The organism is Stenotrophomonas sp. DDT-1 (genome assembly GCF_001580555.1).
In the GTDB taxonomy this organism is placed as follows: domain Bacteria; phylum Pseudomonadota; class Gammaproteobacteria; order Xanthomonadales; family Xanthomonadaceae; genus Stenotrophomonas; species Stenotrophomonas sepilia.
In genome coordinates this window covers 24,475-37,519 of record NZ_LEKR01000029.1, presented here as the reverse complement: position 1 = coordinate 37,519, position 13,045 = coordinate 24,475, and the positions used below count along the sequence as shown (strand labels likewise).

Here is a 13,045-nt window from a genome sequence, read left to right as displayed (position 1 = left end):
CGCTTTCGTCATTGGAAGGTGCATGTACCTGCATGCGGTACTGACGGCTCCTCCCCCGTTCGGCGTTGTCGCTTCCATGTACCGCACCACCCTGAACCTGCTAGCCGGCGCCATTGCGCTGAGCCTCACCGCCGGCGCTGCCGGCGCCGCTGAATCGGCCGATACCGGCAAGGACAGCACCACTCTCGGCACCGTGCTGGTGACCGGCTCCAACATCAAGCGCAGTGATACCGCGGGGCCGAACCCGGTGCAGATCGTCAGCCGCGAACAGATCGAGCAGACCGGCCACTCCACCCTTACCGACGTGCTGCGCAACCTGTCGGCCAATGCCGGCAACAGTTTCGATGAGCAGTACACCGGCAGCTTCGCCGCTGGCTCGGCCTCGATCGGCCTGCGTGGCCTGTCGCCGAAGAACACGCTGGTGCTGGTCAACGGCTACCGCGTGTCCAACTTCGGCTTCGCGCTCAATACCCAGGACACGTTCGTCGACCTCAACGCGCTGCCGATCAGCGCGGTGGAACGCATCGAAGTGCTGAAGGACGGCGCCTCGGCGGTGTATGGCTCCGATGCCATCGCAGGTGTCATCAACATCATCCTGCGCAAGAACTTCCAGGGCGTGGAAGTGGGTGGCGGCTTCGGTACCGCCACCCAGGGCGGCCTGGACGAACGCAAGGCCAACCTGTTGGCCGGCTTCGGCGACCTGGAGCAGCAGGGCTGGAACGTGCTGTTCGGCTTGGACCTGCTCAAGCGTGATCGCCTCGACGCCGACCAGCGCGCCTATACCCGCAGCGGCGATTTCCGCGACAAGCCCGGCGGACGCCTGGCCGGCTGGTCCACCGCCGGTGGCAACTGGCTGTCCAACCCACGCGCACCTCAGCCGTTCGCCAACTGCCCCGACGGCAGCCAGCTGCGCCCGTACAGCGACTTCGGCAGTACCCTGCCCGGCCAGGCCTGCGCCTTCAATGCGCAGCCGTTCAAGACCCTGCAGCCCGGCGCCGAGCGCCTGCAGGCCTCGTTGAGTGCAACCTACCGCTTCAATGACAGCGTCGAAGCGTTCGCCGATGTGCTGTACAGCCACAACAAGGCCGACCAGATCTTCAGCGCGCCGCTGACCGTCGGCCCCGGCCTGCGCGCGTACAACCCGGCCACCGGCACGCTGATCGACGTGCCGGCGGTGCTGCCGGTCGGCCACCCGAACAACCCGGGCAGCACGCCGCTGCCGTTCGAGTACACCTTCTTCGATCTCGGCCCGCGCCTGAAGGACAACACGCAGGTGTTCTACCGTGCATTGGCCGGCGTGCGCGGCAGTGGCGAGCGCTGGGACTGGGAAGTGGCGGCACTGACCTCGCAAAGCGCTCAGCGCGAATACGTCGACAACTTCGTCAACCGCTACGCGTTCGAGCAGATCCTGCGCGATGGCAGCTACAACTTCCTCGATCCGTCCAGCTCGCCGGGCGCGCTGGATGCCCTGCGCCTGCAGACCAAGCGTCCGGGCTGGTATAAGCTGCATTCGTTGAACCTGAAGGCCTCGACCTCGCTGTGGGAGATGCCGGCCGGTGCGGTGGGCTTCGCCTGGGGTGCAGAGTTCCGCAAGGAATCACTGGATGCGCGCACCAGCGCGCAGGTGCTGTCGGGCACCGAACTGCGCCCGGCCATCAACGTGGTGAACGGCGAGCGCCAGGTCAGCGCCGCCTACGCCGAACTGAGCGTGCCGCTGCATCGCACGCTGGAACTGCAGGTGGCCGGCCGTGGCGACCACTACGACGACTTCGGCGAGGCGTTCTCGCCGAAGGTGGCGCTTCGCTGGCAGCCGCTGGACAGCCTGCTGCTGCGCGGCTCGTTCTCGCGCGGCTTCCGTGCACCCTCGCTGCCGGAGATCGCGCCGGGCCAGACCGTCAGCTACGGCTCGGTGATCGATCCGCTGGATCCGCTGCAGCCCGGCGGCAGCCGTGGCGTCACCAACATCCGCACCGGCAATCCGGACCTGAAGGCCGAACGCTCGCGCAACTTCAACCTGGGTGCGGTGTGGTCGCCGGATGGCGATACCAGCATCGGCCTGGACTGGTACCGCATCGAGCAGGACAACCTGGTCAAGCCGGACAGCGCGCAGTTCATCGTCGACAACCCGACACTGTTCCCCGGTCGCGTGCAACGTGATGCGCAGGGACGCATCCAGTTCATCACCAACCAGTACGCCAACCAGGGCGAACTGACCACTTCAGGGCTGGACCTGGAAGCCAATCGCACCTTCCGCACCGACGGCTGGGGCAACTTCACCGTGGCCGGCAGCTGGACCCACCTGCTCAGCTTCAAGCAGCCGCTGGTAGCCGGCCAGGCACCGTACGAAGGCGCCGGCAACAACCGCCACGGCGCGCTGCCTCGCACCCGCGGCACCACCTCATTGAACTGGGCGGTGGGCGACTGGAGCAGCACGCTGAGCCTGCAGTACGTGAGCGGTTACGACCAGCGCGTGGCGACGACGACCAGCAACCCGGGGCTGCGTGACCGCGTCAAGCCCTATCACCAGCTGGACCTGTATGTGGCGTACGAAGGCATTGCCAACACCACGCTGTCGCTGTCGGTGCTGAACCTGACCGACAAGGACCCGCCGTTCGACCCGGCTGGTGGTTCCAACGGTTTCGACATCAGCCAGTACAACCTGCGCGGGCAGTTCGTCTCGCTGGGGGCACGCTACCGGTTCTGACAGGCCACCTGTAGAGCCGAGCCCATGCTCGGCTGCTCTTCGGCAACAGGAAGCCGAGCATGGGCTCGGCTCTACAGGGGTGTGCGGACCAACGGTCCGCACCCACCGCATCACCGGCTCAGGTGCAGGAACTGCAGGTGCCGTTCGTACTGGCTGATGATGTCGTTGATGATCTGCTTGCGGCTGTAGCCCACCAGATCGTAATCCTGGCTGCCTTCGAACAGATGCACCTCGGCGCGGTAGTAGCGTTGGTTGCGCAGCTGCTGGGCGGCGAACGACGGGGTCAGGTAGCCACTCAGGATCACCCGGTACAGGAAATCCTGCTGCTCGCCGTGGTTCACCGTCAACTCCATGTCGCCGGCCTCGAAGCGCGTCGCCACGTCCCAGCCCTGCCCGCGCAGCTGCTCGGCCACCGCCTCCATCGCCGGCTTCACCGTGTCATCCATGAAGCGGTAGACCTGGTCGCGCACCGGGAAGTGCATGGCCTGGCTCAGGCGCTGGCGCCAGCCCTGATGATGGCGATCGTCTCCGATCAAGGGCGACGGCCGGTATTGCAGCGCGCGCTTGCGGTGCGACTCGTCGCTGAACGCGCGGGTCAGGCCCCACATCATCAGCAACAGGATCGCCGAGAACGGCAGCGATGCCAGCACCACCGCCGATTTCAATGCATCGATGCTGCCGGCCAGCAACAACCCGGCGGTCAGCACCGCGATCACCGTGCCCCAGAACACGCGCAGCCAGCGCGGACCATCGTCTTCGGGTGATCCACCATGCGACGACAGCGTGGACAACACCACCGCCCCCGAATCAGCGGAGGTCACGAAGAAGATGAAGCTCACCAGCACCGTTACCGCGATCACCGTGCGGCTCCACGGGTAGCCATCCAGCAGTGCATACAACACGGTCGGTGGGTCATCCACCGCCAGCTGTGCCAGTTGCTGCTGGCCGTGGTGGAGCACCTGGTCCAGCGCGCTGTTGCCGAAGATCGACAGCCAGGCCAGGGTGAAGCCGAGCGGGATCAGGAGCACCCCGAATACGAATTCGCGGATGGTGCGGCCACGTGAGATGCGCGCGATGAACAGGCCGACGAACGGCGCCCAGCCGATCCACCAGGCCCAGTAGAACACTGTCCAGCCGCCCAGCCATTCCGGTCGGCCGCCATAGGCGTATACGTCGAAACTCTTGCCGACCACGCTGCCCAGGTAATCGCCCAGGTTCTGCATCAAGGTACTGAACAGGTACTGCGTCGGCCCGGCAAACAGCATGAACAGCACCAGCGCGATCGCCAGCAGCATGTTGATGTTGGCCATCCAGCGCACGCCCTTCTCGACGCCGGACACGGCCACGGCCACCGCCGCGCCCATCATGCTGACCACCAGCATGATCTGCACCAGGTTGGAGTGCGGAATGTTGAACAGGTGCGACAGACCGGCATTGAGGTGCAGCACGCCGAAGCCCATGTCGGCACCGATGCCGAATACGGTGGCGACGATGCCCAGCGCATCCACGGTGTAGCCGATCGGGCCGTTGATGCGCTTGCCGATCAGCGGGTACAGCGCCGAGCGCAGGGCCAGTGGCAGGTTGTGGCGATAGGCGAAGTAGGCCATCGCCATCGCCGCCAGCGCGAACACGCCCCAGCCGTGCAGGCCCCAGTGCAGGAACAGCAGCTGCATGGCCTGGCGCGCGCCAGCCTCGCCTGCGGCCGGATCGCCCTGCGGCGGCTGCAGGTAGTGGGTCAGCGGTTCGGACACGCAGAAGAAGAACAGGGTGATGCTGATGCCGGCGGCGAACAGCATGCCGGCCCAGGAGAGGTAGCTGAACTCCGGCTCGTCATGGTCGGCACCCAGCTTGATGCCACCGTACTTGGACAGCGCCACGCCCACCACGAACACCAGGTACAGGGTCATGGCCAGCAGGTAGTACCAGCCGACGTTGAGGGCGGCCCAGTCCTGTGCCTTGAGCAGAAGGCGGCCCGCGCCGAGCGGGAACAGGCTGACGAACAGCGCGAACGCCACGACAACGATCGCCGCGAAGGCGAACACAGGCCGAAGGGTACGCACCGGGGATTGTTGCGGCTCCAGTACTTCCATGGGGCGGCGTTCTCCGGTAGATCAAAGGGTTAGCCGACCGATTCTGGCTGAACCGCAGTGGACAGAGCATGAAGTTGCGGCCTGCGGTCGCAGGCCCGTCCGCTCATTCCGTGGTATCACGCGCGCGCCGGAGTGCCACCTTGCCCGCGCGGGCTGCGGCGCGGCCACGCGCATCCTGTCCGATCACGACATTACGTGCACCGCACACAGCTTGTTGCCATCCGGGTCACGCAGATAGGCCAGGAACACCTGGCGACCGGACATGTTGCGGATGCCGGGCGGATCTTCGATGGCGGTACCACCGTGAGCCACGCCAGCCTCCTGCCAGGCACGCACGGCCTCTGCGCTGCCCAGACTGAAACCGATGGTGCCGCCGTTGGCATGGCACGCTGGTTGCCCATCGATCGGCGCGGTTACACCGAACATCCGCCCATCCTTGAAGTACAGCAGCCGTCCCTTCTCGTCGAATACGCCCGCACGCGCGTCCATCGCGGCGAACAGCGCGTCGTAGAAGCGACGTGCGGCATCCATGTCGTTCGTTCCTACGGTGATGTGGCTGAACATGCGGGCACTCCATGTGGAAAACCGCAGTGTCGATGAGCAAGGGCGACTTCGCAAATCGCTGCACAATCGACGCCCTGCTCGCGACAAGGCGTGCTGCTACTTGGCGGTGCTGAGCAGCAGTACCGCCGCCGTGACCAGGGCGATGCCAACCCAGCCGATCGGCCGCAGGCGGTTGCCGAACAACAGGCGGCCGCAGCTGGCGGTGCCGATCACGCCGATCGCCCCCCACATCGCATAGGCCGTGGCCAGATCCATGTAGCGCACGGCCTGGCCCAGCAGGGCGAAGGCGATCCAGACCAGGACGATCGCACTGACGCCCCAGCGCCAACGACGGAAACCCTGCGACTTGGCCACCATCATGTTGGCGGCCACGTCGATCAGCGCGGAACAGATCACGAAAAACAGGGCCAGGGTATTCATCAGTGCACCTCCCCGAGGGTGACGCAGACGATGCCGACCACCGCCAACACCAGACCGGCCAGCTGCTGCAGCGACAGGCTTTCACCGAACACGGTGAGGCCGACCACGGTCAGCAGGGTCAGGCCAAGGCCTTCCCACACCGCGTAGGCCACGCCCACGGCGATGCGGCGCACCGACTGCGCCAGGAAGAAGTAGGACAGCGCCAGCGCGCCGGCCATGATCAGGTAGCCGCTCCAGCCGCCATCGCGGGCGGCATGGGCCATGAACGAGGTGCCGACCACCTCGGCGATGATCGCCACGGTCAGGCAGACCCAGGCGGCCAGCGCGCCACGGGCAGGAACAGTACGGGACATGTGAAGCTCCTTGCAGGGCGGGGACCGCGCCGCCTCTTCAATGGGTCCACGGCATGCGTGGAGGGTCCGGAACGCCCCGCAGACAGGGGCGACGGCGGCCAGTATCATCGCCTTTTACGGTGGTATCAAAATGGATTCCATCGACAGGAGCGATGGTTCAATGCCCTATTCCCCCGAATCCCTGCAGGCCTTCGTGGAAGCCGCCGCGCTGGGCTCGTTCTCGGCGGCGGCGCGCCGCCTGCGCAAGACGCAGTCAACGGTCAGTACCGCCATTGCCCATCTGGAGGCCGACCTGGGCGTGAGCCTGTTCGACCGCAGCGGGCGCTACCCCCGGTTGACCGAGGCCGGGCACCAGGTGCTTGGCCATGCCCAGGAAATCCTCGCCGCCGATGCCCGACTGCAGCAGTTGAGTGTGCGCCTGGCCGCGCCGGTCGAAGCGCGGCTGACCGTGGTGTTCTCCGACGTGTACCAGCTCGATCCGGAGCAGCACGTGCTGCAGCGCTTCGCCGAAGCATTCCCGGAGATCGAACTGGAATGGCTGGATGCCGAAGGCGATGACGTGCTGGAGCTGGTCGGCAGCGGCCGCGCCGCGCTGGGCCTGCTGCCGCAACAGGAAAGCTATCCGGATGGCCTGATGGCCCGGCCGTTGGCCCATCACAGCGAACTGTCGGTGTACGTGGCGCGCGAGCACCCACTGGCCAGCGCCGGCCGCCGCAGCGCCGCACAGCTGGCGCGGCACCGGCAGGTGCGATTGAGTGCGGAGGTCGATCAGTCCCACATCGTCACCGGCCTGGCCTGGACCGCCACCGACTATCTGATGGTGATGGAGATGGCCGAGGACGGCATCGGCTGGGCCGAGCTGCCGCGGGCACTGGTGCAGCGTTACGACTGCGGGCGACTGGTGGAACTGACGCTGCCCGGCTGGCCGCGGCGCATCCACAGCGACCTGCTCTGGCGCCGCGACGCGCCGCCGGGACCGGCCGCACTGTGGTGGGCCGACGCGTTGGGATGACACAAAAAAAGGGGACGGAGGGGATCAAGTCGTTTGTGGCACAAACGACTTGATCCCCTCCGTCCCCTTTTTCAGTTGCCGGCCAGCGGCCGGCACTACCGGTCAACGATGGGCGAGCGCGTAATCCAGCGCCGCGCACACCGCGGCCACCTGCGCGTCGTTGCACTGCTGCGGGGTCGCCCGGGGGCTGTCCGGGTAGACCTCGGTGGTGGTAGTGAACTTCGCACCGGTGATGCCCGCGCACAGTCCGAGCTTCACCAGCGGATACTCGATCACGCCGTGGGCCACCACCGGCGAGCCGATGATCTCGCCCTTGTCGTCGGCCGGGGCGATGTGGGTCACCTTTTCCACCGCAGCGATCACCGCCTGCTGGAAGGCCGGCTGCGGGTTCTCGCTGTCATCCACCAGGTAGAAGCCATCGGGGATCAGGCCCGGCTCGAACGGCTTGCCGTCACGTGCGGCCAGCGCTGGGCGGAACTCGCTCTCGTCGCTGTCGGTGGTCTCGTGCAGGTCGATGTGCAGCACGAACTGGCCCTTGTACGGCGCGATCAGCTCGATCACCGCCGTTGATTCACGCGCCGGGCCATCGGCGCGGAAGTTGCGGTTCGGGTCGATCGCATCGAAGTTCCAGCGGTTGATGCGCTCGAAACCCCACGGGTTCACGCATGGCGCCACCAGCAGGTTGGCCTTGCCGGCGTAGTCGGCGGCGTGCTTCTCAAGGAATTCCAGCGCGCCCATCACGCCGCTGGTTTCGTAGCCGTGCACGCCACCGGTAACCAGCGCGGCGGGCAGCGCCGGGTTCCAGTCGCGGCTGCGCAGGGCGAACAGGGTGTAGGTCTCGCCAGCGTAGTCGAGCTGGCCATAGGCCACCTTGTCGAAGCGCGAGCCCAGCGACTCGATCCGCGGCAGCACCTCCTCGTCATAGCGACGCAGGCGCTGCTGGCGGCCACGCCACAGCTCCCGTTCCGCCGCTCCCCACGGCTGGCCAGGGGTTCCGACGGGGTAGAAGGTGGCTTGGGACATGGCGGATCTCGGCGAGTCAGGAAGCAATCGCCCACTCTATCACCGGGGGCACAGGCATGAACCGGGGGCGCATTCCAATAGCGAATGGAATCAGCAATAATTCTCATTTACGACCTCCCACAACCCGCACCGATGCCCATCCACGCCCTGCAACCGGCCCGCCTGCCCCTGGCCGCTGCCCTCACCCTGTGCCTGCTTCCGGCCACCCGCGCCTTTGCCCAGGACAGCGCCACTACGCTGGACAGCATCCAGGTCTCGGGCAGCTGGCTCGGCACCGGCCTGCATGACAGCGTCAAGCGCTTTGCCGGCGCACGCACGGTGGTCGACCGCCAGCGCATCGAGGCAAGCGGCGCGGCCAGCATCGGCGATGCCATGCGCCGCATCCCCGGCGTACAGGTCACCGAAAACTCCGGCACCGCCGGCAGTTCCGTGTCGCTGAACATCGGCGTTCGTGGCCTGACCGGGCGCTACTCGCCGCGTTCGACGGTACTGCTGGACGGCGTGCCGCTGGCGGTAGCGCCGTATGGGCAGCCGCAGCTGTCGTTCGCGCCGACCAGCCTGTCCAACATCGAATCGATCGACGTGGTGCGCGGCGGCGGTGCAGTGCGCTACGGCCCGCAGAACGTGGGCGGCATCATCAACTTCAGCACTCGTGCCATTCCCACCAGCGCCGGCCTGCACGGCGAAGCCGGCGTGCGCTACACCGCCTACGACCATGGCGGTGGCGACAGCACCCAGTACAACGCCTTCCTCGGTGGCACCGGCAACAATGGCCTGGGCGCAGCCCTGCTGTACTCCGGCCAGGACGGGCGTGGCTGGCGCCAGGGCAGCGATGACCGCTTCAACGACCTGGCGCTGAAGTTCGCCTATGCCATCGACGAACAACAGGAACTGCGCGCCAAGCTGTCCTACTACGATGTGCGCTCGCTGACCCCGGGCGGCCTGACCCGTGCGCAGTACGAGGCCGACCCGTTCCAGAACACCCGCCCCACCGATTTCTGGAAGGGCCACCGCACCGGCATCGACCTGGGCTACACCAACACGCTGTCGGCCAACAGCGAGTTCGAGGTGCTGGCTTACTACAACGAGAGCACCCGTGCCAGCTCGCTGATCAACGCCGCCAACACCCAGTTGACCGTGCAGCCGCGCGACTACCGCGTGCTCGGCATCGAGCCGCGCTACACCCAGCGCCTGCATTGGGGTGCAAGCGTTCACGACATCACCGCCGGCTACCGTTTCCTGCGCGAGCGTGGCAACGACCGCAGCTACACCGTCACCCGCCGCACCGGCGTGGCCAGCGCCACCAACCGCTTCGACAACGCCACCGATGCGCACTCCTTCTACATCGACGACCGCATTGCGATCGGGCAGTGGCGGATCACCCCTGGCGTGCGCATGGAGTGGATCGACATGGACCGCCGCCAGGCCGGTGGTGCGGCGACGTTCAGCAGCCGCAACAACAAGGCCCTGCCTTCGCTCAACATCGCCTACCTGCTGACCCCGCAGCTGACCGTGTTCGGCAACTACACCACCTCGTTCGGGCCGGTGCAGAACATCCAGCTCAATTCGCAGACCGCCAGCAATCCGCTGAACCCGGAGGTGGCAAAGACCGCCGAACTGGGCGCGCGCTGGCAGGACGGTGCACTGCGCGCGGAAATGACCGTGTTCAAGATGCGCTTCGACAACCAGATCCTGCAGGTGCCGGGGATCACCCCGCCGACCTTCCAGAACATCGGCGCCACCGACCACAAGGGCGTGGAGAGCGCGGTGGAGTACCACTTCGCCGAGGACAGTGCGCTGGCCGGGTTGGAGCTGTACGCCAACTACACCTGGACCAAGGCGATCCAGCAGTCCGGTGACAACCGTGGCCTGGACGTGCCGTTCTACTCGCGCGACACCGACAGCGTCGGCGCCCGCTACGCGCTGGCCGGCTGGACCTTCAATGTCTCCAGCACCCACCAGAGCGGCCAGTTCTCCGACGCCGCCAACACCTGGGCCGAGAGCGCTGACGCGCGCGTGGGCCGCGTGCCGGGCGTGCGCCTGTGGAACGCGCAGGTGGCCTGGCAGGTGCCGGGCCTGGGTGACAGCGAGATCGCGCTGGGCGTGAACAACCTGGCCGACAAGCGCTGGTACACCCGCAACGTCGATGGCAACGCCGGCCGCATGGTGGCCGCACCGCGCACCTTCTACGTGCAGGGCCGCTACCGCTTCTGAAGCGGTAGCCGCCCGATGCAGTGACGGTGGCGATCACGGTGGCGGCGTATCATGCCGCCACCATGTCACTGCCTGTTTCGCCATCGCGCCTGCATTCGGCCTTCCAGGGCCTGCGCCTGCGGCTGCGCGGCAGCGACCTGTGGTTCATCGCACTTGCCCTGCTGGTCGGCCTGCTTGCCGGCTACCTGACCCTGCTGCAGTCCGGCATCGCACGCTGGCTGCAGGCCACGCTGTATGGGCTGGACGACGGCATGCGCCTGAGCTCCCTGCCCTCGCTGACCTGGACCGCGCTGCTGGTGCTGCCGCTGGGTGGCCTGCTGGTCGGCCTGGTCAGCCTGGCCGCGACCCGGCTCAAACGCCCCCTGCTCGATGCGGTGGAAGCCAATGCCCTGCACGGCGGCCGCATGTCGATGCGCGACAACCTGATCGTGCTGACCCAGACCCTGCTGTCCAATGGTTGCGGTGCCTCGGTCGGGCTGGAAGCTTCGTATACGCAGATGGGGGCCGGCACTGGTTCGCAGCTGGGCCGGGTGATGCGCCTGCGCCGCAACGACGTGCGCATCCTGGTCGGCGCCGGCGCTGCCGGTGCCATCGCCGCCGCCTTCGGTGCGCCGCTGGCGGGCGCGTTCTATGCGTTCGAGATCGTCATCGGCGCCTACACCCCCGCTGCGCTGGCACCGGTGGCGGTCGCCGCGCTGGCCGGCGCCTTCGTGGCCGACCAGGCCGGCATCGAGGCCTACCTGCTGCCTGCCGCTTCGACCATCGACGTGCGCGCCGCCGACTACGCCATCTACGGCCTGCTCGGCTGCTGCTGCGCGATGGTCGGTATTGTCATCATGCGGCTCATCGCTTCGATCGAGGGCACGGTCAAGCGCAGCCCGCTGCCTGCCTGGGGTCGGCCGGTGGTGGGCGGCCTGCTGCTGATTCCGCTGGCCCTGGCCAGCCCGCAGGTACTGTCGTCCGGCCATGGCGCCCTGCACCTGGACCTGACCACGCATCTGCCGCTGATCTGGATCGGCGGCCTGCTGACCCTGAAGTGCCTGGCCTCGGGCATCTCGCTGGGATTCGGCTTCCGCGGCGGCCTGTTCTTCGCCTCCCTGTTCATGGGCACGCTGGTGGGCGCGCTGTTCGCCGGCCTGCTGGCCATGGCCACCGGCGTGCCGGTAGTCGACGCCACCTCGGCCGCGCTGGCCGGCATGGCCGCGCTGGCCGCCGCCGTGGTTGGCGCGCCGATGACCATGGCCATGCTGGTGCTGGAAGGCACCCACGACTTCCTGCTGACCAGCGTGGTGATGAGCGCGGTGCTGGTCTCCAGCACGCTGGTACGGCAGTGGTTCGGCTACTCGTTCTCGACCTGGCGCATGCACCTGCGCGGGGAGACCATCAAGAGTGCCCGCGACGTGGGCTGGGTACAGAACCTCAACGCCGGCCGGCTGATGCGCAAGGGCGTGGCCACCGCCCCGGGTGATATCGATGCCGCCGCGTTCCGCCAGCGCTTCCCACTGGGCTCGGGCAGCCGGGTGATCCTGATCGACAGCGAGGGTCACTACGCCGGCATCGTGCAGATCCCGCGCGTCTACGGCGACGGCGTGAAGCCGGAGACCGTGATCGGCGAGCTGGCCGAGAACCGGGACGTATCGCTGTCGCCGTCTGCGGACGTGGTCAGCGTGATGCAGCGCTTCGACCAGACCCAGGCCGATGAACTGGCCGTGGTCGGCGCCGACGGCCAGGTGCTGGGCGTGGTGTCCGAAGCCTTCGTACGCAAGCGCTATGCCGAGGAACTGGACAAGCGCCAGCGCGAACTGATGGGCGAGCGCGTCGACGACACCGACTGACCCGGCAAAAAGGGGACGAAGGGGATTAAGTCGTTTCTGGCACTTCCGGGTATCCACGCATGGCGTGGATCTACTGTCACTTCGACCGGGTAGACTCCGGCCATGCGCTTCATTGAGACCTTCCAGGCCGGTCCTTTCGCCGACACCGTGGTCAGCCTGCTGGCCGCCTTCGTGCTGGGTACGTTGATCGGTGCCGAGCGCCAGTACCGGCAACGCACCGCCGGCCTGCGCACCAACGTGCTGGTGGCAGTCGGCGCCGCCGCCTTCGTCGACCTGGGCATGCGCATCGCCGGCAGCGCCGAGGCGGTGCGGGTGATCTCCTACGTGGTCTCCGGCGTCGGCTTCCTTGGCGCCGGCGTGATCATGAAGGAAGGCATGAACGTGCGTGGCCTGAACACCGCCGCCACCCTGTGGTGCTCTGCAGCGGTCGGCAGCTGCACCGGCGCGGACATGCTGGCCGAGGGCGTGCTGCTGACCGTGCTGATCATCGCCGGCAACACCCTGCTGCGGCCGTTGGTGAATGCCATCAACCGCATTCCGATCGACGAGGCAGCGACCGAAGCCACCTACGAGGTGCGCCTGAGCGTGGATGCCGACGCCGTGCCGCGGGTGCGCGAGCGCCTGGTCGATGCGCTGGAAGCGGCGCAGTATCCGGTGGGCGATGTGCAGGTGGTCGAGCACGCCGACGCGCCTACCGATGTGATCGCGGTGCTGGTCAGTACGGCGGTGAGTGCCGATGAACTGGACGTGGTGCTGGCACGGATGGAGCAGGTGCCGGGCGTGCTGCATGCCACCTGGGAAGTCAGCACCCGCGATTGATGATCCACGCG

The 13,045-nt window shown here is 67.2% G+C and carries 10 protein-coding genes; 5 read left to right on the top strand and 5 right to left on the bottom strand.

From position 1 onward, the window contains the following. Nucleotides 1-76 precede the first annotated feature (76 nt). Nucleotides 77-2,704, top strand: coding sequence for a TonB-dependent receptor (locus AB839_RS14135; RefSeq protein ID WP_061479850.1), 2,628 nt, complete (start codon nucleotides 77-79; stop codon nucleotides 2,702-2,704). A gap of 110 nt (nucleotides 2,705-2,814) precedes the next feature. Here the strand turns inward: AB839_RS14135 and betT are convergent, their stop codons facing one another. The 4 genes from betT to AB839_RS14115 all read right to left on the bottom strand — a co-directional run bounded on the left by betT (nucleotide 2,815) and on the right by AB839_RS14115 (nucleotide 6,131). Then, complete coding sequence (betT, locus tag AB839_RS14130) at nucleotides 2,815-4,794, bottom strand: choline BCCT transporter BetT (protein WP_061479849.1); 1,980 nt, start codon at nucleotides 4,792-4,794, stop codon at nucleotides 2,815-2,817. Between the two features lie 183 nt (nucleotides 4,795-4,977). Beyond that, on the bottom strand, nucleotides 4,978-5,358 hold the full coding sequence (locus AB839_RS14125) for a VOC family protein (protein WP_061479848.1): 381 nt from the start codon (nucleotides 5,356-5,358) through the stop codon (nucleotides 4,978-4,980). Between the two features lie 96 nt (nucleotides 5,359-5,454). Then, the gene (locus tag AB839_RS14120; protein WP_061479847.1) at nucleotides 5,455-5,778 is read right to left on the bottom strand and encodes an SMR family transporter; all 324 of its coding nucleotides are present in this window, start codon (nucleotides 5,776-5,778) and stop codon (nucleotides 5,455-5,457) included. Next, on the bottom strand, nucleotides 5,778-6,131 hold the full coding sequence (locus AB839_RS14115) for an SMR family transporter (protein ID WP_061479846.1): 354 nt from the start codon (nucleotides 6,129-6,131) through the stop codon (nucleotides 5,778-5,780). Before AB839_RS14115 ends, AB839_RS14120 begins: the two co-directional genes overlap by 1 nt. 160 nt (nucleotides 6,132-6,291) lie before the next feature. Between AB839_RS14115 and AB839_RS14110 the strand changes: the two genes are divergently transcribed. Continuing rightward, complete coding sequence (locus AB839_RS14110) at nucleotides 6,292-7,143, top strand: LysR family transcriptional regulator (protein ID WP_061479845.1); 852 nt, start codon at nucleotides 6,292-6,294, stop codon at nucleotides 7,141-7,143. A gap of 102 nt (nucleotides 7,144-7,245) precedes the next feature. On the opposite strand, the gene AB839_RS14105 is transcribed toward AB839_RS14110, so the two are convergent. Beyond that, on the bottom strand, nucleotides 7,246-8,166 hold the full coding sequence (locus tag AB839_RS14105) for a M14 family metallocarboxypeptidase (RefSeq protein WP_061479844.1): 921 nt from the start codon (nucleotides 8,164-8,166) through the stop codon (nucleotides 7,246-7,248). Nucleotides 8,167-8,298: 132 nt separating this feature from the next. On the opposite strand from AB839_RS14105, the gene AB839_RS14100 reads away from it, so the two are divergent. The 3 genes from AB839_RS14100 (at nucleotide 8,299) to AB839_RS14090 (ending at nucleotide 13,034) form a co-directional block, all read left to right on the top strand. Beyond that, nucleotides 8,299-10,380, top strand: coding sequence for a TonB-dependent siderophore receptor (locus AB839_RS14100; RefSeq protein ID WP_061479843.1), 2,082 nt, complete (start codon nucleotides 8,299-8,301; stop codon nucleotides 10,378-10,380). Between the two features lie 62 nt (nucleotides 10,381-10,442). Next, the gene (locus AB839_RS14095) at nucleotides 10,443-12,215 is read left to right on the top strand and encodes a chloride channel protein (protein ID WP_061479863.1); all 1,773 of its coding nucleotides are present in this window, start codon (nucleotides 10,443-10,445) and stop codon (nucleotides 12,213-12,215) included. 102 nt (nucleotides 12,216-12,317) lie between these two features. Beyond that, on the top strand, nucleotides 12,318-13,034 hold the full coding sequence (locus AB839_RS14090) for an MgtC/SapB family protein (RefSeq protein ID WP_061479842.1): 717 nt from the start codon (nucleotides 12,318-12,320) through the stop codon (nucleotides 13,032-13,034). The last annotated feature ends 11 nt before the right edge of the window (nucleotides 13,035-13,045 follow it).

Bases quoted from the DNA above. Each gene is read 5' to 3' on its own strand.
- AB839_RS14120 (WP_061479847.1), bottom strand. From the start codon at position 5,778: ATGAATACCCTGGCCCTGTTTTTCGTGATCTGTTCCGCGCTGATCGAC.
- AB839_RS14105 (WP_061479844.1), bottom strand. From the start codon at position 8,166: ATGTCCCAAGCCACCTTCTACCCCGTCGGAACCCCTGGCCAGCCGTGG.
- AB839_RS14135 (WP_061479850.1), top strand. From the start codon at position 77: ATGTACCGCACCACCCTGAACCTGCTAGCCGGCGCCATTGCGCTGAGC.
- AB839_RS14115 (WP_061479846.1), bottom strand. From the start codon at position 6,131: ATGTCCCGTACTGTTCCTGCCCGTGGCGCGCTGGCCGCCTGGGTCTGC.
- AB839_RS14110 (WP_061479845.1), top strand. From the start codon at position 6,292: ATGCCCTATTCCCCCGAATCCCTGCAGGCCTTCGTGGAAGCCGCCGCG.
- betT (WP_061479849.1), bottom strand. From the start codon at position 4,794: ATGGAAGTACTGGAGCCGCAACAATCCCCGGTGCGTACCCTTCGGCCT.
- AB839_RS14100 (WP_061479843.1), top strand. From the start codon at position 8,299: ATGCCCATCCACGCCCTGCAACCGGCCCGCCTGCCCCTGGCCGCTGCC.
- AB839_RS14125 (WP_061479848.1), bottom strand. From the start codon at position 5,358: ATGTTCAGCCACATCACCGTAGGAACGAACGACATGGATGCCGCACGT.
- AB839_RS14090 (WP_061479842.1), top strand. From the start codon at position 12,318: ATGCGCTTCATTGAGACCTTCCAGGCCGGTCCTTTCGCCGACACCGTG.
- AB839_RS14095 (WP_061479863.1), top strand. From the start codon at position 10,443: ATGTCACTGCCTGTTTCGCCATCGCGCCTGCATTCGGCCTTCCAGGGC.